This window comes from Alistipes dispar, from assembly GCF_006542685.1.
GTDB lineage: Bacteria > Bacteroidota > Bacteroidia > Bacteroidales > Rikenellaceae > Alistipes > Alistipes dispar.
Map to the genome: position 1 here is coordinate 545298 of NZ_AP019736.1, position 25306 is coordinate 570603.

Sequence of the window (25306 nt, forward strand, 5' to 3'; positions counted from 1 at the left end):
GTGCGAATCATCCATGCTTGGTGAGCGAACGCTTCACCTTTGCGGCAATCATGCCATAAAGCTGGTGGAAAAACGGCAGCGGATCGCGCAGACAGAAACTCGCATGGCAGTCGGCGGCAAGGCACTCGGCGATCCAACGACATATCCCCACACGTCTTATGTTCCTGACATCGACAAGCTCGGGCATAAACATCACATAATGCCGGGGATCGATCTGAGGAACTGCAGACTCCGCGCCCACACAATGGTTATACCACAAATATGGAAGATTGACCCCGTAGGTTGTCACGCAATATGCGTTACCGTCATTTCGCATGTTTATCTCCAGAAAATAGCTGCGGCCATCCCTGCCTCGAAGAAACTCCATGCTGAAGAGTCCTGAGTAGCCTATCTCGCGGAGATAGCGTTCGGCAATCGTACAATCGAAATCGAGCTGTGAAATGTGGGAATATCTGAGATAGCCGGTATTGGTATTATACGGCTGCCGTACAAGCCTCGTAAAGCCCGGGATCACCACCCGCGCACCGCCATCCAGCGAACAGCCTATCAGTTGGAACTCGAAATCGCGATCGATATATCTCTGAATCAGGAAACGGCTGCAAGCCGAGGCAGCGAGGCTTTGCATCAGCTCGTCGCGGCTCGCGCATATATGAATATCCGCCTTGTTGCCGGCAAGGCTGTCGAGCGGCTTGACGATGCAAGGAAATATATCCCATTGCAGAGTATGGATATCCGCTGCGGAAAGCGTGAGACTTTCGGGAAGATCCATGCCCAGCCGCTCGGCATATTGCATCTGCACCTCCTTGTTCATCAGACGGGTGATCTCACCCTGACATCCGCGCGCATTCGCCATGACGAATCTCGGGCTCAGCAAATCATAATGCAGATCTATATAGCTCGACACGCTGTCGCCGCAGCATATCACCACAGCCTTCCCCTCTCCTCGGCACATATCATCCAGCGCAGCGACTATCCCCTCCTCGCTGTGCAGCGTACGGCAATTCGCACGTCTCACATATCTCGACACCGAGACGAAATCCGGCGTTTCACTCACAACTATAAGTTTGATGCTGTCACCAAGCCCCCGCTGCCCTAAGGCTCGGACTACACCCAGCGTATTATGGTGGTTGCCTCCCACAACGACAATATCACGCGGTTTCATAATCTATAAATTTCCATCGTCTGGCAATGCCGCCGGCTTAGATTGGCTGTTCGCCACGATGTGACACACCCCGCCGAAGAGCAGAAGCATATATCCGAACACGAATATGCCGGGACGCTGGTATATGTTTATCATGAAAAGAACGGCGAATATCACGGCCACCCTGTTGCGTTCGGAGTATTTTACGGCGTTGTAGAACAGCCCGCCCCAAAAGATCAGACACGCCACCAATCCATACTCCACCAAATAAGTTTTATACGATAGATTGCCTATCTCTTGATGAGATTCCAAGTATCCGCGGCCATATCCCAAAAACAATCGCGGCGTTCTGATAAAACGATCGAAAAAGTAGTCGAAACTCGAACCCGTTCGGTTGATGGCTGCCAATTTGCCGTCGATGAAGGTAAAACGCTCCATCAGATGCGCGACATTCTCATTTTCCGCGCCGAGTATCGCGACCATAACAAGCAGCAGGATACCACCGATGATGATCTTGAAGTTGCCCGTCACCACCAGTCTCAACACGAAAAAGAGTAGCAACGTAACAAAAAAAGCCACCGAAAATGTGAATACTCCGGCCGTCATCAAAATTTTGTTGCCCAAGCGTTTCATGTTGAAATTCTCGGCAGCGAGGATCAGCGCCAAGAAAGTACCGAAATATCCCGGCTCGTTGAACAAACCGCACAAACGCGCAAATGGTCCCATGACCACGATATAGGAGAAATAGTAGTCGTAATAGAGATAGCTATCGCTGAGCCGATCGCCATAATAAGGGCATACCACCCGCGGCAGATCTATCACCGGCAGATACAGCGACAGGAAGGCAAGAATACCCACTGCCGACATCAGAACCATATACTTGTAGTATAAACGGTAGGAGAAGATCCATATGCGCCGGTTGAAACAGCAGAATATCAGCAAGGCCGATATGGTAGACAGATTCAGACTTATATCGGGCGAACGATAGACGTAGAATGCTGTCACAAAATACCAAAATAGGAATATCGCGAAGAGCCATTTGGCATATATCACCGAATATTTTATTACGATCTTGAACAACAGAAACAGCAGCGACATAGCCATCAGCGAGTGAGCCATCCACACATACTCCCGCTCGGGGATCGTACTATCGGCATGGTTTATCGCCAGCGTGGAGGTTATCGCTATCAATGTAAATGCCAAAGCGATACCCTTCTCTTCACTGGTAGGCCGCGCCACCGAGTAGTCATTCATACTCATAAAATATCTTTCAATGCGTCGTTCACCCGACCGATACACTCCGACTGCATGCGATCGAAGGTGGAAAAATCGATATCATCCTCGATGATGTCGAAACTATCCCGATAGATCCGCTCCGACAATCCGCTTTTGTCCAGCAACTCGGTGATACGCACATTCATGCGCGAGTGTATTCCGACCAGAGGCAGCGTCAGAAATTTACGGTGGTATATCAGCGAGAACATTGTTCCGTGGAACGAATTTGTAACCACATATTCAGCATTCGCAATGCCGTCAAGCCACTCCTCGACTGTCGCAGGGCAGCTCTCCATATCAGCGAAAGCCCCGTTTTGGCCTGTCACGAGCACCACATTCAGACCTTTCCTGCGGGCGAATACGTACACCTCCTGCACATCGAAATCCATCCGATTGCCCAACAGATAGGCAAAAATATAGGGTTTGCCGCCGCATTTCGGCGCAACAGGCGCTTGTGAAACGACGGCGTCGTAGAAATCGGCTCTATGCATCATCGTAGGATCGGGAAAGAGACAGGCATCGTCACGCCCCAATGCCCGACACAACTCTACGCCGCTATTCTCACGACACGACACGAAATCAAATGATTCGATATATTTCCTGATTTTGCAGCGCACATAGAAGTTGGGATTCAGTCCGCCAAAAGAGGGTGCGAAAGCGATCTTTTTGCAGCATGCGGGGACGAACGACAAGTACATGACCGTATCCAGTCCTCCCCATATCTGATCGCTGCCACAGACAAAGGCCTCGGCTGCCGGCGGATCGTGCTTCAACTCGGAGTGCGAATACTCTTTGGAGAATCGCAGCCAACGGTCGCGGAACTCCGAGAAACGGCGCGTCTGCTGTGCATGACTAGGGTCGGACCGCCTATTGAGCAACGGGTCGGGCTGCCGGCAGGAGCGGCGGATGCGCGCCACCAGCTTCGCGGGATTACCCATCAATCCGATGAGAGTGAACAGCCGCGACACGAAACTGGAGTTGCGCTCCTCGGAATATTTGACTATAAAACACCGATGGCCTCGGCTTTCCAAATATTTGTACAAGGCTACGGCTTGCAGTACTTCCCCGTAGTTATCCTCGCTGCTCCAGAATGTTACGATACCTATATTCATCTTCCAGTTCTATTGACAATTGCCGCCAGTTTCATTTTGCAGCGAATCCACAGCGGTGCTTTTATTTTCGAGCATACACGGCCTATAGCCTCGATGTTCCGCAGCCTGTACTCCTGCCAAAAAAGCCGGCGATATTTGGGTTCGCAGACACTGGCAATGATAGCACGGTTGGCCGACAAGGCATTTTTATACTCCGACCGTTCACTCTGCATCTGCGGACGAATCATTTCGCAGCAGCGAACGCCCATTTCACTATTCAGCAGTATCAGGCCCACCCCTCGATCGTCGGTGATGGCAGGATGGAAATGCCCCACACCCCAATAGTCGGCAATAGAAATATCTGCGCCGCTCCTGCCCTCTTTCGCCGCGCAATGGTAGCACGACGGACGCAGATAAAGATCTTTCAGGAACCCACGCATAAAGACATCCTCGTTGAAGGGCGTAATTTCGTAATTAGGTGTATCAGCAGATTTTGAAACCGTATTTTCGGCCGCCTTAGAGGCGGCATAGCAGATTTTGAAACCGTATTTTTTCCAGCCATTTGATTTATCTCTAAACGAGATACCCGTTATCACGGGCAACTCGTTTAGAGATGATGAAACCGAATTTTTTCCAGCGGCGCGCTTCGCGCGCTTATATTCAAGATAATCCCGCCACACCATCGGGCTGGGAACACCATGACAGACGACCTCGACAGTCAGCAGAGCGTCATAATCCCTGCGCAAAAACTTCTTCAGCCCTGCAATCTGACACGGCGTACCCGAAAACAGCACCTTACGACCGACATGCAGAAACGCTTCCGCTTTTTTGAAGTTGTTGCCTATATCACTCTGAACATATTTGCTGCCGCGAAAGGCTTCAAGTCCTTCAACGCTTTCCGTGTAGTCGTGTACGACATTCCATTCGCTGTCGAACCGCGCACCGAAAACAACGCCGCCTGCCTGAATGACGCTCTCGGCCAAAAGCGTAAAGATGCCGCCCGACGAGCTTTTCATGCGAACGTTCTCATCCTTATTTTTTGCGGCGTACACCGCCTGCGGTTTCTGCGGCGACGCCTGATTTATCACCGGGCACACCTTTTCGCAGAGCCCGCAATCTATACATCGCGCCGCATCGACATGCGGATATTTGAACCCCTCGTCGTCCGATGACATTGTTATACACTGCCGGGGGCATATTTGTGCACAGGAACTGCATCCGCAGCAATCCTTTTTTTCTTGTATCGTTATCATCGCTGATTATCGTGTCGCAACAATATTCTTCTCATTGGGATCATCAACAACTCTCGCTCATACTTATTCATGCTGAAAACCCAAAACAGCGGGATATATATCACGCAAAACAGCACAATACCGACAGCAAGTTCGCGCCAACTATCTATTTCAGTCATTCGATCGGCGAAGAGAAATGTCGTTGTGACCGCAATAGGAATCACCGACATCCTAAAGATTTCCTTCCAAAATCTGCCTATGTCGATACCCTGTCTCTTCGAGTAGTAGATATTCATTATCAACCCCTGCCCCAGAAGCAGAGCTCCCGAAACCGCTATCGCGCAACCGACACCCCCGTATCTCCGCGCCAACACGATTTGAAGAGCCAATGCCGTCATGGCGATGAAGATATACAGCAGACTGCGGAACTTCATCTGATTGCGCGCCTGCAATATCGTGATGCCAAGATTCTGAATCATTGGAATCAACAGCGAGAAAAAGAACAACAAACAGATGATATATGCGTCCTCATAGCCTACGCCTGCCCACAGAACAATGAATTGTCGCCCGAAAACGATAAACCCCGACAATACAAGTGCCATTACAATATACTGTATTCTGCCCGTACGGATAAACAGATCGGAGATCGACCGGTTATCGTCGTTCGTCGCCACCATACCCGTAATTTTGGGCAGAAAAAGTTGCGAGATAGCGGTAGAGAACTGCATATACATGACTTGCAGTTGTATGGCCACGGCAAAGACCGCTACGGCTGCCGTTCCGACCACGGCCCCCAACACGAATTGACCCGTACTCCAATAAACCTTATCCATGATGACATTGAGGAAGATCCAAAACGAGTAGATTGCAACCTCCTGCAGAAAGCCCCATCGGAAACGGCGGAAGAAAATCCTTATCTTAAGATATCTTTTGCAGTATATATAGTTGAGCAAAAGCGTCGCGACATTGAACACCGTCTGAACAACGACCATTGCAACGGCCCGGTACCCCATATACAGCAGACAGATCATAACGCCAGTATTGAGAAGTATGCGTATGATGCTTACGGCGCGGGGAAAAACGAAATGTTCATAGGCCGTGATGATCGACCCGAAGATGCTCATCGGAAAGGTAAAGGCAAGATTAAAGACCAGCAGCAGAATCATGATACGTGCCTTATAAAGCTCCTCGACGGTCATCGTCGCACCGAACATCGCATCGACATTGAAATAGAGCGCCGACCCCAGAAGCAAAGCTACCGCACCGATAATCACATACAGGACGAAAAACATACCGAACATCTCGTATTGTTCTCTCTGTTTGCCTTCGGCTCGGAATTTTGCCGTATATCTCACGACTGCATTACCCAACCCCAAGTCCAAGATGGTCAGATACGATATGACCGAGGCCACGAGTGAATACAGCCCGTATTCGCTCTTGCCCATCATGCGAAGCATGTAGGGGGTATAGAGCAGCCCCACTATCGTATTGAGCAGGATAATCGCATAATTCAATGCCGCCCCCGCCTTCAGTTGGTTCATCCGTTACTTTTTCGTTATATACAAACTCCAACGCTGTCCCGACAAGCTATCGACGGCAGTACATGCGCACATACCACTCCGCAAAGGCTCTGAGACCGTTACGCAGCGGCGTGGCGGGGCGGAAGCCGAAATCGCGTTCCAACGGAGTCGTGTCAGCGTAGGTCACCGGAACATCTCCCGGCTGCATCGCCACAAGGCGTTTATGCGCCTCGAAGTCGTAATCCTCGGGCAATACGCCGACACGCACCAACTCCTCCTGCAGGATCGTCACGAAGTCCAACAAGTTCTCCGGCGCGTTGTTGCCGATGTTATACACCGCATACGGCGGAACGGGTAATCCGTCCTCACCCTTGCGACGCTCGGGAGCGTGCTGCATAACCCGTACAACTCCTTCGACTATATCGTCGATATAAGTGAAGTCACGCTGGCAATTGCCATAGTTGAATATTTCGATCGTCTCTCCCTTTACGAGTTTGTCCGTAAACCTGAAGTAAGCCATATCGGGACGTCCGCAAGGCCCGTAGACCGTGAAAAAGCGAAGTCCCGTCGACGGAATATCGTATAGTTTGCTGTAAGCGTGCGCCATCAGCTCGTTGCTCTTCTTGGTCGCGGCATAGAGGCTTACAGGGTTGTCTACCTTGTCGTCGGTGCTGTACGGCACTTTCTTATTGCTGCCATAGACGCTCGACGACGAAGCGTAGACCAAGTGTTCAACCCCGTAGCGGCGGCAGCACTCCAAAATATTATAAAAACCTATCACATTGCTCTCGATATAGGCATCGGGATTGGTTATGGAGTAACGCACACCCGCTTGTGCCGCAAGATTCACCACCACTTGAGGCGCATAGCGCGAGAATATATCCTCGACCGCCGCCTTGTTGGCAATACTATCCTTTACGAATACAAAACGGTCTCCGTATGCCGTAAGCTTCTCCACCCGCTCATATTTGAGCTGCACGTCGTAGTAGTCCGTAATGTTGTCGATACCCACAACTCGGAGTTCGGGATAGTCGCGTAACAGACGTTTGGCCAGATTCGCGCCGATAAAGCCGGCAGCACCCGACACAATGACGACCTTATTCGCAAAGTCTATATTATAGTTCAGCATGGTTTAGTCTCTTTGAAAAATATCGCGTGTATATACTTTCTCGACAACATCGTCGAGTGAGGGATCATAGCGGTTGGCGATAATCGCCCGCGAGAGGCACTTAAACTCCGCAAGGTCATTTACCACACGTGAACCGAAGAATGTAGTGCCATCCTCCAAAGTGGGTTCGTAGATTATGACTGTCGCGCCCTTTGCCTTTATGCGTTTCATGATACCTTGAATCGCACTTTGGCGGAAATTATCCGAGTTCGACTTCATCGTTAGGCGATAGACACCCACCACGACCTCACGCTCTACATGGCTGTCCCAGCCACTCGATGCCGTGTAATAGCCCGCCTTAGCCAACACCTGATCGGCGATAAAATCCTTGCGGGTGCGGTTTGACTCAACTATTGCCTCAATAAGGTTTTCCGGCACATCGGCATAGTTAGCAAGCAACTGTTTCGTGTCTTTAGGCAAACAGTAGCCTCCATATCCGAATGATGGATTGTTGTAGTGTGTGCCTATACGCGGGTCGAGGCATACGCCCGCGATAATCTCGCGGGTATCGAGACCTTTCATCTCAGCATAGGTGTCAAGTTCGTTGAAATAGCTTACGCGCAGAGCCAAATATGTATTGGCAAAGAGTTTTACCGCCTCTGCCTCCTTCAGTCCCATTACCAGCACAGGAATATTGCTCTTGAGTGCGCACGTCTGCAGCATGACAGCAAATGTTCGTGCCGCAGCTTCGAGCTTGTCGAGGTCGGCGAGCTGAGCGATGGCCGCATTCTCCTCGGAGCGCTGCTCTCCGTTCAGCAACTTTGGTATGCCGGCGATAATACGTGACGGGTAGAGATTATCGTACAATGCTTTGCTCTCGCGCAGAAACTCGGGGAAGAAGAGCAGATTCAGACGCTTGACACCCCGCTGTGCATATCTCACGTATAGCGAGCAGCAGTAACCCACGGGAATTGTTGACTTGATAATCATCACGGCATCGGGGTTGACCGACAGCACCAAATCAATAACCTCCTCGACATGCGAGGTATCGAAGTAGTTCTTCTGTGGATCGTAGTTGGTAGGGGCGGCAATCACCACGAAATCGGCATCAACGTAGGCCGCAGCACCATCCAACGTCGCCATAAGATTCAACTTCAAGGGCTTGCCGTCGGCATCGTGACCACCGAGGTATTTTTCAATGTATTCATCCTGAACGGGTGAGAGTCGGCGGTTGATTTTTTCGATCTTTTCGGGGACGACATCTACGGCCATGACATTGTGGTGCTGCGCCAGCAACGTCGCGATACTCAGACCAACGTATCCCGTCCCTGCTACTGCAATCTTCATTGGGATAATATCCTGTTAATGTTACATTATACGTTATTATTCAGTCCAATAAGCCACACCAACGCTCAAACAAAGCGCATCATACGTTTCTGTAACAACCCGTATCGCATCTACTCTGTTCCAGTTCAGAGCGGCTAACCGTGTCGGGCTATTCCCCATCTCCGGACTCTTGCGGACGACGAAAAAATGAATTGTATTTCAAAACCCAACCGATAACACGATGATCACTTACCCCATCAGAGTCAAACAGGAAATGAAATAACGGATCAAAGATTCAGGGTTCTCGGTATTTAAGGGCACATGGCACTGAAGAAGCCTTTGGATATGCGCTCAAAGATATTGAAACTACATTGACATGTGCATTCTTGTCTGCCGGCAGGGTATCGCAGGCCTCATGGATAATTCCAATGATCAGAAGCACAACGATACCTCCCCAAAAAGGGCTGCTGTTGAGAAAAACATTGTCATCCAACCTTTGTCTTACGCTCAACAATAGCATGATTCAAGATGATGTATATACGGTTGAATAAATCCGGCTGAGACGTTACGTCAGTAGTATCAAGCGCAGCATCATCCATAATATAAATATTGAATTGTATGATCTTTTTTCTCTATTGCAGCATTTGCACATGACAGATACAAGAGAATCTTATATCTCGGAGATGTTTTACCCATTTGTAGCTGTACTGTATCCTGTACTCCTTCTGGTCGGCCGAGAGGACGATTTGTTTGTAATTGACGAAATAGCTCAGCAGGGCACTTACGAGCAGCGCGCCGAACGAGGCATAGGCGTACCACAACGGCAGCGGCATCTTCTCGAAAATCCACGGGAAGAAGCACATAAGCACCGCAGCGCCGGCTATCACCACCCAGGCGATGCGGCGGTACATCCAACCTTGCAGCGATACGATCTCGTTGATCGCAGCCGTATCCCGGTCGAACAGCGGCTTGTAGAGCGTGCAGGCGATGGCGGCGCCGATTCCCAGCTCCGCGAGGTTCAGGAACTGCAGAAGGTTCGTCGCCATGGTGTTCAGGCCCAGCACCTCCGCGCCAAGATGGTCGAGGAAGATCTTCCGGGAGAAGAACTGCAGGATCAGGTTCACGAAGTAGAACCCGAGCGCCACAACTCCGTTCTTCAGACTCTTTACCGGCTTCAATTATTATTGTACGTCTTTCGTCGCGCTTCGTAATCTTTCAGCTATTTCCTCTCCGAAAAGCGTCCATGCCGCGGCAGCGGCCCCTGCGAGGAACACGCATCCGACGAGAATCATGATCTTCGAAGGTTTCGAGGGTTTGAGCGGGACAGTCGCGGGCTGCACGACGGCATAGACCGGGGTCGATTCCTGGACCTTCGCACGCGCCAGTTGCAACTGCTGGGCCGTCTGGTTGTAGAGGCTGTACGCCAGCGACATCTCGTTTTGCAGCCGCTCCTGCTCCGTTCGGAAGCTCTTCCGCGAGAGCGCCTGATTCTGGTCCACGTACTGCGCGTAACGCTGCTGCGCCGCATAATACTTTCCCTGCGCCTCGTCGAAGAGCCGCTGCGTGAACTCCAGGTCGTGCCGCGCCTTGTCCGTGCGGTACTGCGTGATGTGGTTCTGCAGGTTGCGCATCACCGTGTCGGTCAGCGTCGCCGCGACGAGCGGGTCCTGCATCGTCACCGCCAGCGAGACGACCATCGTCTTCTTGTCCACGCTGGCCGCGATACGCTCCTGGAGGCTTCCGACCGTCTCGTTCTCCTCACGTGTCAGGCGGAAGGGGTCCGTCACGCCCGTTCCGCGGCGTTCGTCGTCCTCCGCGCGGAACAGCCCCGTGAACCATCCCAGCGCCTTGAACGGCGCTGCGGCGACGGCGCTCCACCAGGGTGAGCGCAGCTCTTCGGAGACATACTCCGAGACGGGCATCCGGCGCTCGTCCCGCGCCAGGCGGACCTCCACGCCGAACAGCTCGGTCATAAACGGCACCGACTGCACGATATCGGGGTACAGCTCCGGAGACATCGCATCCGCCGAGTTCATGCTCCCCATGTTGATCCCGGCCATCGAGGCCAGGGAGCCCAGTCCTCCCAGCGACGGCTTCCCGCCCTGCACCTCCGGGGCCAGCTTCACCGTAACCGTGTACTCCTTGGGGATGCTGAAGCCGATGACGAGTCCCGCCAACGCCCCCGCGACGCACCATCTGACGATCCTCCGGCGTCCGGCCCACAGCTTGCGCGCCAGCTCCGCCAGGTCGATCTCACCATCCCCCGCAGGGGCGGTCGCTCTGTTCATCTCTTCCATCGTCCTTTCCGCTTATTTCGACAGGTTCGCGATCGACGCCGCCATCGTTCCGATCGACGCCGCCGACGTGGCCAGGCTCATGATCGCCGGGAGGCTCATGCCCTTGCGCTCGCGCTTCGAGGGGATGACGATCTCGCACCCCGGCTCTATGCGCGCCTTGCGAAGGCTCTTCACGCGGGACACCGTGCCGTTCATGTAGATCACGTACGCCTTGCTGCGCTTCGCACGGAGCCCGTAGCCGCCCGCCTGGCCGATATAGTATTTCAGATGCTTGCCCGCCATGTAGAGCACCGTATTGGGATACATCACCTCTCCCGAGATGCTCACCGTGGAGACGTATTCCGGGATCACCAGACGGTCTCCCTCGCGCAGCACCATGTCGTAGTCCGAGCCGGGATTCGACAGCGCCTTGTCCAGCTCGATGCCCACCGTGTAGTAGTCGTCCAGTTGCAGCTTGTCCAGCGCCAGGGAATCTCCGCCCCGGCTGTTCTGGCGGGCCATGCGCAGCGTCGTCTCGCGCACTGCGCGCTCCTCGTCGTTCAGACGGCGGATCAGACGCGCCCCGTGCGCGTAAGCGTCCGGCGTGAGGCCCCCGGCGCGGCGCACAAGGTCCGACAGGCGCTCGTTCTTCTTCACCAGCGTATAGCCTCCCGAGAACACCACCTCGCCATCCAGCGTAACGCGACGCTGCTCCCGGTAGCCCGGGCTGCGGCGGACCTCCACGATGTCGTAGGGCGCCAGCTCGAAGTCCGCGCCGCCGTCCGTCACCAGTCCGTCCTTGAGCGAGAACGTGTAGATACGGCCCAGCTCGCTCGTCGGCTCCAGGCTCTTCGGGTCCTTCATGCGCCGCGAGACGTCCACCTTCACCGTAGAGGCCCCGTCCAGAAGACCTCCGGCCTGAACCACGAGGTCCTCGATCGTCGTATGCGCGGCATAGGGGTACACCCCCGGGCGAGCCACCTCGCCGCCGATGGTGAAGGACCCGCGCTCCTCCAGTTCGTGGATGCTCGGAACGATAAGCACGTCGTTGCGCCGCAGCTCCACGTCCGCGGAACGCCCCGACATGATGCCCCCGAGGTCCAGCGACAGAAGCTCCAGCGACAGGTCCTCGCGCTCACGAAGAAGCTGCGCGCGGCCCGTGAAGGCGTCGCCCTCCAGGCCCTCGGCGCGCTCGATCAGGGCCCGCACCGTGTGCATCGCGTCGCTCAGCTCGTACATCCCCTCCCGGTACACCGAGCCGCGGACCTCCACGCGGTTGGCGAAGCGGTCCAGAACGGACCCCACAGTCACCGCGTCTCCGTCCTCCAGCGTCCATCCGCCGAAATCGCCCTCCCGGACGTTGTAGAGCCGGTATTCGCGCCCCGTCTCGCGGATCACCCGGAGCTCCTTCGAGTAGGCGTCCCCCGTGAAGCCGCCCGCGTAGTCCAGCAGACGACCCAGCGTCTCGCCTCGTTTCATCTCGTAGTGCATCGGACGCTTCACCTTCCCCGAGACGTTGACCAGCAGCTCGTAGGGGCGCACGATCACCACGTCGCCCTCTTCCAGACGCACGTCGTCGTCCTGACGACCCTCCAGCAGGTAGGCGTACACGTCCACGCGCGCCACCTCACGGCCCCCGCGCATCACGCCGATATCGCGAAGCCCGCCGATCGGAGTAACTCCTCCCGCGCGGTACAGCGCATGGAAGACCGTCGAAAACGACGACAGACGGTAAGTCCCGGGCGTCTCGACCTCTCCCATCACGTTCACCTGGATCGTGCGTAAACGCCCCAGCGTAACCCGCACTTCCGATGCGGGACTGTCGCCCGAGACCCCCGCGTAGATCTGTCCGAAGACCTCTCGAAGCTTCGCGTTCGCCTCGCCGATGGTCAGCCCGTTCAGATACACAGGACCCACCTGTTCGACCATGATATTGCCCTCGGGGGAGATCTCCTCTCGGAGGCTCCGCTCGTTCTCCCCCCAGATGTCGATGATGACCTCGTCGCCCGGACCCAGACGGTAGTTCGACGGCGTCGCCTGGTTCTCGTTCGGCTCGAAGGTCAGCGTGCGGCTCCGGAACACGTCGCGCCCGAAGACCTCGCGCGGGTCCGAGCGATCCGCCGCGGGGTCCGTGGCTGCCGAACTCACCACATCGAGACTCCCCGCGGTGAGCCGTTCCGAGGAGGACTGGACCCGTTCCCGTTGCTGACCCGAGATACCGCGGTCCGCAACGCGTACTTCGCTGCCCTGGCTCTCTTCGTACTTCCGCTTCAGACGTTCAGCCTGCTCCGCCGTAACCCCTCGAGCCAAAAGCTCCCTGCCGATCTGATGCTCGCTCTTGCCGTTCCGGCGACCTTCCAAAGCATACTCGAGCACCGCTTCGTCGCTCAACTGGGCATAAACGGCTGTCTGACACACGCTCAGAAGCACCAGCAACGGAACGAACCGCAGACGCCGGCGGAACGCCGGAGCTCCGATAATCGCTCTTTCCATCCTATTTCCTGTCTCCATAATCATATTGTCAAGATATTCTATCGTCGTTTATCGTAAACACACGTCCGCGCCGTATTCGAACACGCCCTCCGCATCCGACAGCCGGGGACGGCGGCGGTCCTTCTCGCTCAGGATGATCTTCTCCTCCGGGATACGCCAGTCGATGCCCAACGACGGATCGTCCCAGGCGATGCCGTCTTCCGCTTCCGGAGCGTAGTAGTCGTCGCACTTGTACTGGAAGACCGCCTCCTCGCTCAGCACGGCGAACCCGTGCGCGAAGCCCCGCGGGATGAACAACTGAAGGTGGTTATCCTCCGTAAGCTCCACGGCGACATGACGCCCGTAGGTCGGACTCCCCCGGCGGATGTCCACCGCGACGTCCAACACCGCTCCGCGCACGCACCGAACCAGCTTCGACTGAGCATGGGGAGGACGCTGGAAATGAAGCCCCCGCAGCACCCCGCAGGTCGAGCGTGACTCGTTGTCCTGGACGAAATTCACCGCACGAACCTTTTCGCCGAACTCCCGCTGCGAGAAACTCTCGAAAAAGTACCCCCGCGCGTCCCGGAAAAGGCGCGGCTCGACGATGACCACGCCTTCGATGGATGTCCGTATGATATTCATGGTGTATTCTGCGAATTAAAGGTTCGCATCGCCCGTGCGTTCGACTTCCCCGATGACTTTCAGCAGGTATTGCCCATACTGATTCTTGAGCATCGGCGCAGCCACCTCGCGCAGCTTCTCCGCCGTGATCCAGCCCTGACGGTAAGCAATGCCCTCCAGGCAGGCGATCTTCAGACCCTGGCGCTTCTCGATAACCTCGATGAACGTCGAGGCTTCGCTCAGCGAGTCGTGCGTACCCGTGTCCAGCCACGCGAAACCCCGTCCCAAGGTCTGCACCTTTAACTTGCCGTCCGAAAGAAAACGCTGGTTAACCGTCGTAATCTCAAGCTCTCCGCGGGACGAAGGCCTGATGCTTTTGGCCACTTCCACGACCTCGTTCGGATAGAAATAGAGGCCCACCACCGCGTAGTTCGATTTCGGATGCTGCGGCTTCTCTTCGATCGAAAGGCAATTCCCCGATTTATCGAATTCTGCAACTCCATAACGCTCCGGGTCGTCCACCCAGTAACCGAACACCGTGGCGTTGCCATCCTCCTCGGCCGTGCGGACCGCCTCCCGAAGCATGCCAGAGAAGCCCGCGCCGTGGAAGATGTTGTCGCCAAGGACGAGGCACACCGAGTCTTCGCCGATGAATTCCTCGCCGATAAGGAACGCCTGGGCCAGACCGTCCGGGGACGGCTGTTCCGCGTACTCCAGGCGGATTCCATAATCCGAGCCGTCGCCAAGCAGGCGACGGAAGCCCGGAAGGTCCTGCGGTGTCGAGATCAAAAGAATATCCCGGATCCCCGCCAACATCAGAACCGACAGCGGATAATAGACCATCGGCTTGTCGTAAACGGGCAGAAGCTGTTTGCTTACTCCCTTCGTGATCGGGTACAGACGCGTGCCAGTACCCCCCGCCAATACGATGCCTTTCATAACCCGCTATTCTCTTTCCTGCACCCGGTCCATCCGGCGTTGCAGCCACAGAACCAGACCCGTACGTTCGACATGCGTCCAATGTCCCAGACGGTGCAGCCGGCGGCGCAGTCGGCTCGCAGGAGACAGTCCCGAGACCGTGTAGTACAGACCCGTCGTGATCAGAACGCAAAGACCCAGAACGACGTACAACTGAAGGTCGATGGACGCACCGCCCCGATAAAGCAACCACCAGCACAGCACGACGAGGAAATTCAGGGTCAGGATCACCACCGTGGTCCCCGCATGGGAGAAACCCAGACCGATGAACAGGTGGTGAAGGTGCGTCTTGTCCGGCTGGAACGGAGACACACCGCGGACGATACGAGCGCTCATCACGCGCAGCGTGTCGAATACCGGGACGGCAAGAACCGACAGCGTGAAGGGAACGAGCCCGAGATTCGGAAGCCCGAGCTCCCCGCAGAGCGTATCGTGCCGGAGTGTCCGGATGACGAACACCGAGATGACGACGCCCAGCACGAGCGTGCCGCCGTCCCCGATGAACATCTTGGACCGTTGCCCGTACACGTTATGAAGAAAGAACGGAACAAGAGAACCCGCGCAGACCGAAGCGAGAATGGTCATGCTACTGTCGCCCGAAAGGTAGAACAATGCCCCGAACAGCACGCACGCAAGAATGCAGTAACCCGACGAAAGCCCGTCCACGCCGTCGATCAGGTTGATCGCGTTGATGATGCCAACCGACGCGAAAACAGTAAGCGGCACAGAAATCCAGACCGGAATGACTCCCAAACCCCACAGACCGTGGAAATCGTCGATACGGTAATGCCCTATAACGATCAGAAGAACCACGGTAGCGATCTCGATCATGAAACGAACCCTTGGCGTGAGACCCAGAATGTCGTCCATCGTTCCCGTGTAAAGCATCACGGTCATAGCCATCACAACCACGAAAAGCTCCGAACCGTCTCCGAAAACACTCGTACTGCCGAGACCTACAACCGCACCCAGAAATACGCAAACTCCGCCCAGAATTGGAACAGGACGCCGCTGAAGTTTCCGGCTCGACGGCTCGTCCACGATGTCCTTCAGCTCCGCGATACGAACCATCCACGGATGGACGTACCATACGCACAACAACCCCAACGAAAACGGCAACAAAATCTCCCCGATTACCAAATATAATGTATCCATGGCCAATGCCCGATTAATTTTTCCGTATGGATTAAGACACGAAAAACGACCGCACCGGAGACATCCGGCGACACGAAAGGCGGATCGCAAAAAAAAATCGGAATGCGGCTTTTTTACGGAAAGCCCCGAAACCGTATTGCGGAAGGGATCAGAGCGCTTCCAGCAACTGCACCGGAAGCGTTACGAGCGCCACGGCGGCCACCCCTTCGAGCATGACCACCACGCGTTTGTCCCGCGTGCCCTTGACCCGCACGAACACCCCTTCGACGCCCTCGAAGACACCTCCGCGAACGCGGACGCGGTCCCCGGCCCCGAAGCGGACCTCTTCGGGCTGAAGATAGATCAGGTGCTCGTCGTCGGAACTCGCCACGGCAATGAAATGACGCATCTGCTCGTCGGGAACGACGATCGGCTCGGTATGTCCGTCCACCCGGTGCGTAAGGTATTGCAAAAACAGATAGCGGGATTTCAGCTCCCTGATGCAGGACGGCGTCGTACGGACGAAGATCAGATTCCTAATCGCCGGGACCGACTTGCGGACCCTGCGGCGACCGCAGACCTCGACGACGCTGCGCATCGGAACGAAGTTTTCGACTCGGACGGCGTCCAGTATGTCTTTGGCTTTCAGCGAACGGTTGAATACCGCGCTCATGGCCCACCACTTCTCCTGTTCGGGTTGTCCCATGCCGTCGAACTTGGCGCGCTTTTCTATACGGATATAACCTTGGCTCCTCGACTGACAGACAAATACATATCAATCAGCCAATTACACCCTCTCCCATACAAAAGCACCATTCTCTGTCCCCTATGTAAGAATCCTGAAGGATTCGGGTGTAAAGGTAAACATATTTCTCGAAAGAAACCAATTTTCGCCGCTTTTTTACCCCGAAAATCCCCCCCCCCTAATTTTTAACACATTAATAATCACACGATTACACATACAACTGTTTATATGCGATTGACGAAACGATGTCCGAAAAAACCCGAAAAGTCCCGTTTCCCGTCCCGGAAAGGAGACGGACCGGGCCGTAAATTCCACTCTCCGACCGGAAACGCCCCCCGACGACAGGAAGCAGAGGAGCGACCGGCGCGGAAACCGGACGCTCCGATCCGAAGGGCGGAACCGCCCCGGGAGATCCGGACAAAACGGATGCGGCGCCCTCCTGCGAGAGCCCCGCCCTACCGCCCGCCCGGAGACACCCCGCACGGTACGCCGCCCGCCCGGAAACCGGACAGCCGACGACCGGAAACGACCGGATCGCCGGACGAACGCCTCAAACCGACCGACAGGACAACCGGCCGGATGACCTGCCGAAATGCGGCTGCGCCGAAACGACGGGCGGGACGTCCCCTTCCAGAGAGACGTCCCGCCCGTCGTTATCCGGATGCCGCCGGAACTACTTCTCCGTTCCGGCCTTTTTCGGTTCGGCCTTCACCTTAAGCGAGGCGAAGCCCTCGACGATATTCGCATCGTCGTTCTTCGACGCATCATAGACCACCGTCACCTCCTTTTTCGGGAGGTCCACCCGCACGTCCTTGATGCCTTTGCCCAGCGACGGCACGTTGTCCATGATCTTCTTCACGCAGTGGTCGCACTCGATGTCGGTCACGAACACCGTCGTCACGGTCTTTTTCTCCTTCTTCGCGGATGCCGGGGCCGCGAACGCCCCCGCGCACAATACGAGCGCAAGGCAGATCGAAACTAACTTTTTCATATCGCACTTTTTTATTTGGGTTTTTCGGATCGTTGCTTCTCCGTATCCCCGGCTCCGTCGGGAAGACACTCCCGCGACGGAGCCGGGGACGGATCAATAGAGGTTGAACCGCAGGCCGGCGTAGAACTTGCGCCCCATGAGCGGTCCCCAGACATTCATCGAGTTGAACTTGTAGTCGTAGGGATTCGCCGCATTGAGGATCGGGTCCTCCTGCCGGTAGTCGGCGATATTCTCGCAGCCCACGTAAATGTCGAACTTGCCCACCTTGCGGCTCACCTGCGCATAGAACATGGGATAGCGCGGCGAATAGCGGCTGTCGGCCAGGTCGCCCGTCTGCGTCGGGATGCGCGCCGGACCGTTGAGCTGCGCCGTGGCGTCGAACACCCAGCGGCGGAACTTCGTGGCGTACTGGATATTGAGCAGCGTCTTGTACTCGCTCACCAGCGGCCGCTCGACACGGGCCGTCGTGCCGTCCGGACGGTCGATCGTCATGCGGCTGTCCGTGTAGCGGAACGTGGCGAAAATGTCGAGCCGCTCGACGGGCGTCCACGAGAAGTCGATCTGGTAGGTGTCGGTGAACGACCGTCCGTCGCTGTCGTAAACCCGGATCGTCTGCGCATCGTACTCCTGATCGACCACCACCGAGTTGCAGAACTGCGTGCGGAAGTAGTCGAAGCTCAGCGTCGCGTCGCCCGGATTCACCAGTCCGAAGGTCTGCGTGAGGCTGCCACCCAGCGTGAGGGCCTTCTCCAGCCGGTCCAGATCGCCCAACGCGGGAATCACCAGTTCGCGGCCCGTGGCCAGCATGCCGATATTGTCCGTAATGACGTTCGTCGAACGGTAGCCCAGTCCGGCCGAGGCGCGGAGCGTCGTCGAAGGGGTGACGTTCCACTTCACATGGCCGCGCGGCGTGAGGAAAAAGCGGTCGTAGAAGGCGTTGTAGTCGCCGCGGAGGCCCGCCACCACCGAGAACTTGTCCCGGACGGCATACGTGTATTCGGCATAGGCCCCGACCTCCTCCTCGTCGCGGCCGAAATCGTACGCACGGTCGCTGCCGAGCCACGGCGTATCGTTGCCGAGCGTCTCGCGGTAGTAGTCCAGATGGGCCTGCACGCCGACGTTGAGCGACGAACGGTAGGTGAAGTAGTGATTATACATCAGATTGAGCGCCAGCGAATTCTGATTTCCGCTGTAATCGTTCAGCCCGAAATAGGCCTCCTCGTCGAAATGGTCGAAGTCGGCCACGAAGGCCAGGTTCGAGCGCATCTCGTCCTGCTCCGCCTCGTCATAGACCGACGGCCCCACGGGCATTCCGACCTTGAAATAGCCGTTGGCGTTGCGGTTGCGGATATGCGACCCGTAGAGGGGCATCCGCGTGCCCTCCGCCTGCCAGTCCCAGTCGCGGAACATCGCCTCGCGCATGGCGTCGGTGTTCCGGTAGTCGAGCATGCCTCCGAGGCGGCTCTCCTGCACGAATTTCCAGCCCCAGCGGACCTGCGTGCCGTTGTCGGCCGCATAGAGCCACTTGTTGGCCACGTTGAACTGCGCCGACCTGGGCAGGTCGCGGAATCCGTCGTGGTTGTGGTCCATCTTCCGCACGTCCGTATCGCCCGAGCCGTGCAGCAGGACGACGCTCGAGAGCTTCTTGTCCCGCGACACCGGAAAGGCCGTCGATACGTTGGCCTCGGGGCGCAGCTCGTCGTCGAGATAGAGGTTCACGAAGAGCCGCTCCGAGTCGGTGGGCTTGCGGTGTTCGAGGTTGATCTGCCCGGTGATGGCCTCGTGTCCCGCCGTCACCGACGCCACGCCCTTCGACACCTGGATCGAATTGAGCCACATGCCGGGCGTATAGCTCAGCCCGTAGGGGGCGCTCAGGCCCCGCATGATCGGACGGTTCTCGTCGAGAATCTGCGTGTAGGTCCCCGCCAGTCCGAGCATCTTGATTTGCCGGGCGCCGGAGATGGCGTCGCTGTAACCCACGGTCACCGAGGCCGAGTTCTCGAACGACTCCGCCAGATTGCAGCAGGCCATCTTGCAAAGGCCCGCGAAGGAGATCATCTCCCCCTTGACGATGCCGTCGCGCTTGACGAAGTTGCCGCTCAGGTTGCCCTCGACGACGACGCCCTCCAGCTCGACGCCCTCGGCCCGGAGCGCGAAGTCGGCCCGCTGCACCGCCTCGTCGATCCGGAGCGTGTCGTTCACGTAACCCAGATACGAGGCCACCAGACGGTCGTAGCCCTTCACGCGGTGGAGCAGGAAGGTCCCTTCGGCATCGGTCGAGGCGCCGACGGTCGTGCCGGCCCAATAGACCGACGCCCCGGCCAGCGGCCGGTCGTCCGCATCGCGGACCGCGCCCCGTATGTCCTGCGCCCGGAGCGTGCCGCCCGCGGCGATGAAAAATGCGCTTAACGCGAAATATACGAATCGTTTCATGTCTTTTTGGTTTCGTTCCGCAGGCAAAGGTAGGGAAAAGCCCCTGCAACCGGGTTGCAATCTTCCGCACCCCGTCCCGGGAGCCCTCAGCCCCGGACCTTCGCCCTGCATTCGGGGCACAGCCCCTTGATGAGGTAGTTGATTTCCCGCGCCTCGAATCCGGCCGGATAGCGCACGGCGGGGACGTGTTCGCCGGGCAGGCAGAACGTCTTCCCGCACGCCTCGCAATGGAAGTGGCAGTGCAGCTCGCCGAGGCGGCAGGCGTGGTCGTTGCGACACACGCAGTACTTCGCCGAACCGCTGCCGTCCTCGATGACATGCAGCAGGTGGCGCTCCGTGAAGAGCACGAGCGTGCGGAATATCGACGACTTGTCGATCCCGTCGGTCGCCTCCTCCAGATCGGCCAGGCTGAACGTCCCTTCGAAACGCTCCGTCGCCTCCAGCACGAGCATCCGCACCGCCGTGGGACGGATGCCGTGGCGCAGCAGCACCTCTTCGCAATGTTTCGTATCCATCGGATCCGCATTACGGTCCCGACGCCCGGAAACGGTCCGGTGCGCCGGGTCAAATTTCACAATCGGGGAATTTCGGGAAACGGAGAGCCCGTTTCGCGCGAACGGCCGGAAGCGTGTCCGGCCCGACCGTCCCGGAGACGGTCATCCGCGGGCCGGAGGGGCCCGGAATCCGACGGCCGGCAGAGCCGGGTCCGTCACGAAGGGCGTCCGACGCTCGGCCGCAACGGGCCGCAGCGCCTGCATATCCGCCGGCTCCGGACACGCTGCCAGGGCGGGCGGCAGGTCCGTCACGACGCAGCGCACGCACTTCCCGCCGTCGTCCGACGCGGAGAGATAAAGTTCGATATCGGTCGAATGGAGGTCGTCGCAGCACACGCCGCCGAACATGCCGTCGGCGACCGGTTCCGCCCCGGAGACGGGGCAGCCGTGGTTGCAGAGGTGCGCGGCGCGGACCGGCGACGCCAGGCACTCGCACGAAAGCGATGCCGCGGCCGTCCCCGCCGTCATCAGCAGATAGACGGCGAGCAATGCCAGCGCTATGAGACTCCTCCTTGCCTTCATTCGGTCCTCCCCGTCCGGAGAAACGGGCGGGTCGGAGGCAAAAGTATAAAAATTTCCCGAAACCGCCCAATTTTTCTACCTTTGTACTATGGAAACGCACGAAGAGAGGATTCACGAGGTGCTGCGCCGCTGGTGGGGCTTCGACTCGTTCCGCCCCGTGCAGGAGCAGATCGTCCGCGCGGCGATGGAGGGGCGCGACACGCTGGCGCTGATGCCCACCGGAGGCGGCAAGTCGCTCACCTACCAGGTTCCGACGATGGCCCGCGAGGGGCTGTGCATCGTCGTCACGCCGCTCATCGCCCTGATGAAGGACCAGGTGGACCGGCTCCGCGCGCGACGCATTCCCGCCGTGGCGATCCACTCGGGCCTCTCGCCGCGGCAGATCGACATCGCGCTGGACAACTGCGTCTATGGCGACGTGAAGTTCCTCTACGTGGCCCCCGAACGACTCGCCACGGAGGCGTTCCGGCTGCGCGTCGTGCGGATGAACGTCTCGCTGCTGGCCGTGGACGAAGCCCACTGCATCTCGCAGTGGGGCTACGACTTCCGCCCCTCCTACCTGCGCATCGCCGAGCTGCGCGAACGGCTGCCGGGGGTTCCGGTGCTGGCGCTCACGGCCTCGGCGACGAAGCCCGTCGCCGAGGACATCATGCGCCACCTGCGCTTCGCCGAGCCGCACATCCTGCGCAGCAGTTTCGCGCGTCCCAACCTCTCGTACAGCGTCCGCCGCACGGACGACAAGCAGGGGCAACTGCTGCGGCTCGTGCAGAACGTCCCGGGATCGGGCATCGTCTATATGCGCACGCGCGAAGGGACCGAGCAGGTCGCCGACATGCTGCGCCGGCAGGGTGTCGCGGCCGCGGCCTACCACGGCGGGCTGGGCCACGCCGAACGGGCGCTGCGCCAGGAGGAGTGGCTCGCGGACAAGGTCCGCGTGATGGTGGCCACCAACGCTTTCGGCATGGGCATCGACAAGCCCGACGTGCGCTTCGTGGTCCACTACGCGCTCTGCGACTCGCTCGAGAGCTACTATCAGGAGGCGGGCCGCGCGGGCCGCGACGGACGCCGCGCCTACGCGCTGCTGCTCGTCGCGGCGGACGACAGCGACCGCATCGCACGCCGCTTCGAGCAGGAGTTTCCGCCGCTGGAACGCGTCAAGGAGATCTACGAGCGGGTCTGCTCCTACCTGCGCGTGGGCATCGGCGAAGGCGGCGGCTCGTCGTACCTGTTCAACCTCCACGACTTCTGCGCCCGCGAACACCTCTGGTCGGGGACCGTCGCCGGAGCCCTGAAGCTCCTCCAGCAGAACGGCTACCTCACGCTGACCGACGCACAGGACAACCCGGCGCGCATCCTCTTCTGCATCAGCCGGGACGAGCTTTACAAGCTCCGCGTCCGGCGCGACGACCTGGACCACTTCATCCGCACGATCCTGCGCCTCTACAACGGCGTCTTCACCGAGTTCCGCCCCATCGACGAAGGGGAGCTGGCCACGTGGAGCGGCTACACCGTCGAGCGGGTCCGGGAGCTGCTCAAAACGCTCTGGCAACTGCGCGTGATCCGCTACATCCCCTCGAACCGCTCGCCGATCCTCTTCCTGAACGAGGAACGGCTGCCCCGCGAGGACCTCTACATCGCTCCCGAGACCTACCTCCGAAGGCAGCAGCTCATGCGCGAACGCTTCGAGCGCATGGTCGCCTACGCCGCCAACGGCGAGCGCTGCCGCAGCGCGGTGCTCGAATCCTACTTCGGGGCCGACGACCCCGCGCCGTGCGGCGTCTGCGACATCTGCCTCGCGCGCAAACGGGCCGCGAAGGCCGCCCGGGACGCGGATGCCGGCGCCTCCCCCGCCGCCGCACCCGACGACGAGGCCCTCGCGGAGGAGCTTCTGCGCCGCCTGGCCGCATCCCCGGCCGACCCGCATACGCTGGCCACCGAAACGGCCTGCGACCCCGGACGGCTGACGCGCCTCCTGCGCGAATTGCTCGAAAGGGGCAAAATCGCAGCCGACAAAACGGGAATATTGAAAATTAATGAGTAATTTTGCGGGAACATCCGTCGAATGACTACCAGAAACGACTTCATAGACAAGATCAGCAACGAACAGACCGCCCTGCTGCCGGCCATCGAGTTCCGCGGCGAAATCCGCGTCGTCGAGCAGGAGCGCGACATCGCCGCCGCCTGCAAATACCTCGCCGCCCAGCCCGTGCTGGGCTTCGACACCGAGACGCGCCCGTCGTTCCGCCAGGGGGTGACCTTCCGCGTCTCGCTGCTGCAACTCTCCTCCCCGGAGGTCTGCTACCTGTTCCGGCTCAACCGGATTCCGTTCGACCGGGCGATCCTCCGCCTGCTCGAGAGCCGCGAGGTGCTCAAGATCGGCGCCGACGTGGCGGGCGACCTGCGCTCGCTGCGCCAGATACGCCACTTCCGCGACGGCGGGTTCATCGACCTGCAAACGATCGCGCCCCAGTGGGGCATCGAGGAGAAGAGCCTGCGCAAACTCTCGGCCATCGTGCTCGGGCAGCGCGTCTCGAAGGCGCAGCGGCTGAGCAACTGGGAGGCCGCGACGCTCACCGACAAGCAGCGTCTCTACGCCGCCACCGACGCATGGGTCTGCACGCGCATCTACGAGCGGCTGCTGCGCACACCGAAAAAAACGATTCGCAAATGATACCGCAAATCTACCTGCGGCGGGGCAAGGAGGAGTCGCTCCTGCGCCGTCATCCGTGGATCTTCTCCGGAGCCATCGACTACATCAAGGCCGAGGAGGAGTCCGAAATCGCCGAAGGGGCGCTGGTCGAGGTCTTCGACCACAAGGGCGCCTTCATCGCCCGGGGACACTACCAGATCGGTTCGATCGCCGTGCGCGTCCTCTCGTTCGAGCGCGAGGAGATCGACCAGGCGTGGTGGAACCGCCGCCTCCGCGTGGCCCTCGACGTGCGGCGCACGCTCGCGCTCACCGACGATCCCTCGACGACCTGCTACCGCCTCGTCCACGGCGAGGGGGATTCGCTTCCGGGGCTGGTGGTGGACATCTACGGCTCCACGGCCGTCGTCCAGTGCCATTCGGTGGGCATGTACCGCTCGCGGCAGCAGATCGCCGGGGCGATCCGCGCCGCCTACGGCGACCGCATCACGGCCATCTACGACAAATCGTCGCAGACGCTCCCCTTCAAGGCCGACCTCGGAGCCGTGGACGGATACCTCTGGGGCACGTCGGACCATGCCTCGCAGGTGGTGCTCGAAAACGGCGAGAAGTTCTGGGTGAACTGGGAGAAGGGGCAGAAAACGGGCTTCTTCCTCGACCAGCGCGAAAACCGCGAGCTGGTGAAGCGTTACGCCCGGGGGCGCACCGTACTCAACACCTTCTGCTATACGGGCGGTTTCTCGGTCTACGCCCTCTCGGGCGGGGCGCGCGAAGTCTGCTCGGTGGACTCCTCGGAGCGGGCCGTGGCGCTGGCCACGGAGAACATGCGGCTGAATTTCGGTCCGGATGCCCCCCACAGCGAAGTCGCGGCCGACGCCGTGGAGTACCTGCGCGACATCGGCGACCGCTACGATCTGATCATCCTCGACCCGCCGGCCTTCGCCAAACACCACAAGGTGCTGGGCAACGCCATGCAGGGTTACAAGCGGCTCAACGCCCGGGCGCTGTCGCAGATCCGCCCCGGCGGGATCCTCTTCACCTTCTCCTGCTCGCAGGCCGTGTCGAAGGAGCTGTTCCGCACGACGGTCTTCTCGGCCGCCGCGATCGCCGGCCGCCGCGTGCGCATCCTGCACCAGCTCACGCAGCCGGCCGACCATCCGATCAACATCTACCACCCCGAAGGGGAGTACCTCAAGGGGCTGGTGCTCTATGTCGAATAACCCCTTTCCAAACCGTC

The 25306-nt window shown here is 58.4% G+C and carries 20 protein-coding genes and 1 pseudogene; 3 read left to right on the forward strand and 18 right to left on the reverse strand.

Annotation, left to right across the window (positions count from 1 at the left end):
* Positions 1 to 7: 7 nt before the first annotated feature.
* The 18 genes and pseudogenes from FME97_RS12385 to FME97_RS02660 form a co-directional block, all read right to left on the reverse strand.
* Positions 8 to 1162, reverse strand: a complete 1155-nt coding sequence (locus FME97_RS12385) for an ATP-grasp domain-containing protein (RefSeq protein ID WP_162502046.1) — start codon at positions 1160 to 1162, stop codon at positions 8 to 10.
* A 3-nt stretch (positions 1163 to 1165) separates the two neighbouring features.
* Positions 1166 to 2395, reverse strand: coding sequence for a hypothetical protein (locus FME97_RS02580; protein ID WP_141427727.1), 1230 nt, complete (start codon positions 2393 to 2395; stop codon positions 1166 to 1168).
* Between the two features lie 2 nt (positions 2396 to 2397).
* On the reverse strand, positions 2398 to 3528 hold the full coding sequence (locus FME97_RS02585) for a polysaccharide pyruvyl transferase family protein (RefSeq protein WP_141427728.1): 1131 nt from the start codon (positions 3526 to 3528) through the stop codon (positions 2398 to 2400).
* Positions 3525 to 4760, reverse strand: a complete 1236-nt coding sequence (locus tag FME97_RS02590; RefSeq protein ID WP_141427729.1) for a Coenzyme F420 hydrogenase/dehydrogenase, beta subunit C-terminal domain — start codon at positions 4758 to 4760, stop codon at positions 3525 to 3527. Before FME97_RS02590 ends, FME97_RS02585 begins: the two co-directional genes overlap by 4 nt.
* The gene (locus tag FME97_RS02595) at positions 4757 to 6280 is read right to left on the reverse strand and encodes an oligosaccharide flippase family protein (protein WP_141427730.1); all 1524 of its coding nucleotides are present in this window, start codon (positions 6278 to 6280) and stop codon (positions 4757 to 4759) included. The genes FME97_RS02590 and FME97_RS02595 overlap by 4 nt, the downstream gene beginning before the upstream one ends.
* 46 nt (positions 6281 to 6326) lie before the next feature.
* A complete protein-coding gene (locus FME97_RS02600; RefSeq protein WP_141427731.1) occupies positions 6327 to 7388 on the reverse strand; it encodes an NAD-dependent epimerase/dehydratase family protein in 1062 nt (353 codons plus the stop codon).
* Between the two features lie 3 nt (positions 7389 to 7391).
* On the reverse strand, positions 7392 to 8714 hold the full coding sequence (locus FME97_RS02605) for a nucleotide sugar dehydrogenase (protein ID WP_141427732.1): 1323 nt from the start codon (positions 8712 to 8714) through the stop codon (positions 7392 to 7394).
* 674 nt (positions 8715 to 9388) lie between these two features.
* Positions 9389 to 9871 (reverse strand): annotated as a pseudogene (locus tag FME97_RS02610) (polysaccharide biosynthesis protein); the annotation flags it as partial.
* A gap of 3 nt (positions 9872 to 9874) precedes the next feature.
* Positions 9875 to 10990, reverse strand: coding sequence for a Wzz/FepE/Etk N-terminal domain-containing protein (locus FME97_RS02615; protein ID WP_141427733.1), 1116 nt, complete (start codon positions 10988 to 10990; stop codon positions 9875 to 9877).
* Positions 10991 to 11002: 12 nt separating this feature from the next.
* Complete coding sequence (locus FME97_RS02620; RefSeq protein ID WP_141427734.1) at positions 11003 to 13462, reverse strand: SLBB domain-containing protein; 2460 nt, start codon at positions 13460 to 13462, stop codon at positions 11003 to 11005.
* Between the two features lie 48 nt (positions 13463 to 13510).
* On the reverse strand, positions 13511 to 14086 hold the full coding sequence (gene rfbC / locus FME97_RS02625; protein ID WP_141427735.1) for a dTDP-4-dehydrorhamnose 3,5-epimerase: 576 nt from the start codon (positions 14084 to 14086) through the stop codon (positions 13511 to 13513).
* Between the two features lie 15 nt (positions 14087 to 14101).
* Positions 14102 to 15004 carry a glucose-1-phosphate thymidylyltransferase RfbA gene (gene rfbA, locus FME97_RS02630; RefSeq protein ID WP_141427736.1) on the reverse strand — a complete coding sequence of 301 codons (903 nt, stop codon included), beginning with the start codon at positions 15002 to 15004 and terminating at the stop codon, positions 14102 to 14104.
* Positions 15005 to 15010: 6 nt separating this feature from the next.
* Positions 15011 to 16198: a glycosyltransferase family 4 protein gene (locus FME97_RS02635; RefSeq protein WP_232522847.1), complete on the reverse strand. Its 1188-nt coding sequence runs from the start codon at positions 16196 to 16198 to the stop codon at positions 15011 to 15013.
* Positions 16199 to 16346: 148 nt separating this feature from the next.
* The gene (locus tag FME97_RS02640; protein WP_141427737.1) at positions 16347 to 16883 is read right to left on the reverse strand and encodes a UpxY family transcription antiterminator; all 537 of its coding nucleotides are present in this window, start codon (positions 16881 to 16883) and stop codon (positions 16347 to 16349) included.
* 712 nt (positions 16884 to 17595) lie between these two features.
* Positions 17596 to 17913, reverse strand: a complete 318-nt coding sequence (locus tag FME97_RS02645) for a heavy-metal-associated domain-containing protein (RefSeq protein WP_141427738.1) — start codon at positions 17911 to 17913, stop codon at positions 17596 to 17598.
* Between the two features lie 93 nt (positions 17914 to 18006).
* Positions 18007 to 20346: a TonB-dependent receptor gene (locus FME97_RS02650; protein ID WP_141427739.1), complete on the reverse strand. Its 2340-nt coding sequence runs from the start codon at positions 20344 to 20346 to the stop codon at positions 18007 to 18009.
* 86 nt (positions 20347 to 20432) lie between these two features.
* Positions 20433 to 20861, reverse strand: a complete 429-nt coding sequence (locus FME97_RS02655) for a Fur family transcriptional regulator (RefSeq protein WP_141427740.1) — start codon at positions 20859 to 20861, stop codon at positions 20433 to 20435.
* A gap of 141 nt (positions 20862 to 21002) precedes the next feature.
* Entirely contained in the window at positions 21003 to 21422 is a 420-nt protein-coding gene (locus FME97_RS02660; RefSeq protein ID WP_141427741.1) for a hypothetical protein, read from the reverse strand.
* A gap of 88 nt (positions 21423 to 21510) precedes the next feature.
* On the opposite strand from FME97_RS02660, the gene FME97_RS02665 reads away from it, so the two are divergent.
* The 3 genes from FME97_RS02665 to FME97_RS02675 are packed head-to-tail and all read left to right on the forward strand — an operon-like array spanning position 21511 to position 25289.
* Positions 21511 to 23463, forward strand: a complete 1953-nt coding sequence (locus FME97_RS02665) for a RecQ family ATP-dependent DNA helicase (protein WP_141427742.1) — start codon at positions 21511 to 21513, stop codon at positions 23461 to 23463.
* A 21-nt stretch (positions 23464 to 23484) separates the two neighbouring features.
* A complete protein-coding gene (locus tag FME97_RS02670; RefSeq protein ID WP_141427743.1) occupies positions 23485 to 24093 on the forward strand; it encodes a 3'-5' exonuclease in 609 nt (202 codons plus the stop codon).
* The gene (locus FME97_RS02675; RefSeq protein ID WP_141427744.1) at positions 24090 to 25289 is read left to right on the forward strand and encodes a class I SAM-dependent rRNA methyltransferase; all 1200 of its coding nucleotides are present in this window, start codon (positions 24090 to 24092) and stop codon (positions 25287 to 25289) included. Before FME97_RS02670 ends, FME97_RS02675 begins: the two co-directional genes overlap by 4 nt.
* The last annotated feature ends 17 nt before the right edge of the window (positions 25290 to 25306 follow it).

Excerpts from the sequence above, each read along its gene's own strand:
- FME97_RS02605 (WP_141427732.1), bottom strand. The coding sequence starts at position 8,714 with ATGAAGATTGCAGTAGCAGGGACGGGATACGTTGGTCTGAGTATCGCG.
- FME97_RS02635 (WP_232522847.1), bottom strand. The coding sequence starts at position 16,198 with ATGGATACATTATATTTGGTAATCGGGGAGATTTTGTTGCCGTTTTCG.
- FME97_RS02645 (WP_141427738.1), bottom strand. The coding sequence starts at position 17,913 with ATGAAAAAGTTAGTTTCGATCTGCCTTGCGCTCGTATTGTGCGCGGGG.
- FME97_RS02660 (WP_141427741.1), bottom strand. The coding sequence starts at position 21,422 with ATGAAGGCAAGGAGGAGTCTCATAGCGCTGGCATTGCTCGCCGTCTAT.
- FME97_RS02595 (WP_141427730.1), bottom strand. The coding sequence starts at position 6,280 with ATGAACCAACTGAAGGCGGGGGCGGCATTGAATTATGCGATTATCCTG.
- FME97_RS02640 (WP_141427737.1), bottom strand. The coding sequence starts at position 16,883 with ATGGGACAACCCGAACAGGAGAAGTGGTGGGCCATGAGCGCGGTATTC.
- FME97_RS02665 (WP_141427742.1), top strand. The coding sequence starts at position 21,511 with ATGGAAACGCACGAAGAGAGGATTCACGAGGTGCTGCGCCGCTGGTGG.
- FME97_RS02600 (WP_141427731.1), bottom strand. The coding sequence starts at position 7,388 with ATGCTGAACTATAATATAGACTTTGCGAATAAGGTCGTCATTGTGTCG.
- FME97_RS02615 (WP_141427733.1), bottom strand. The coding sequence starts at position 10,990 with ATGGAAGAGATGAACAGAGCGACCGCCCCTGCGGGGGATGGTGAGATC.
- FME97_RS02580 (WP_141427727.1), bottom strand. The coding sequence starts at position 2,395 with ATGAATGACTACTCGGTGGCGCGGCCTACCAGTGAAGAGAAGGGTATC.
- FME97_RS02590 (WP_141427729.1), bottom strand. The coding sequence starts at position 4,760 with ATGATAACGATACAAGAAAAAAAGGATTGCTGCGGATGCAGTTCCTGT.
- rfbA (WP_141427736.1), bottom strand. The coding sequence starts at position 15,004 with ATGAAAGGCATCGTATTGGCGGGGGGTACTGGCACGCGTCTGTACCCG.
- FME97_RS02650 (WP_141427739.1), bottom strand. The coding sequence starts at position 20,346 with ATGAAACGATTCGTATATTTCGCGTTAAGCGCATTTTTCATCGCCGCG.
- rfbC (WP_141427735.1), bottom strand. The coding sequence starts at position 14,086 with ATGAATATCATACGGACATCCATCGAAGGCGTGGTCATCGTCGAGCCG.
- FME97_RS02620 (WP_141427734.1), bottom strand. The coding sequence starts at position 13,462 with ATGGAAAGAGCGATTATCGGAGCTCCGGCGTTCCGCCGGCGTCTGCGG.
- FME97_RS12385 (WP_162502046.1), bottom strand. The coding sequence starts at position 1,162 with ATGAAACCGCGTGATATTGTCGTTGTGGGAGGCAACCACCATAATACG.
- FME97_RS02655 (WP_141427740.1), bottom strand. The coding sequence starts at position 20,861 with ATGGATACGAAACATTGCGAAGAGGTGCTGCTGCGCCACGGCATCCGT.
- FME97_RS02675 (WP_141427744.1), top strand. The coding sequence starts at position 24,090 with ATGATACCGCAAATCTACCTGCGGCGGGGCAAGGAGGAGTCGCTCCTG.
- FME97_RS02670 (WP_141427743.1), top strand. The coding sequence starts at position 23,485 with ATGACTACCAGAAACGACTTCATAGACAAGATCAGCAACGAACAGACC.
- FME97_RS02585 (WP_141427728.1), bottom strand. The coding sequence starts at position 3,528 with ATGAATATAGGTATCGTAACATTCTGGAGCAGCGAGGATAACTACGGG.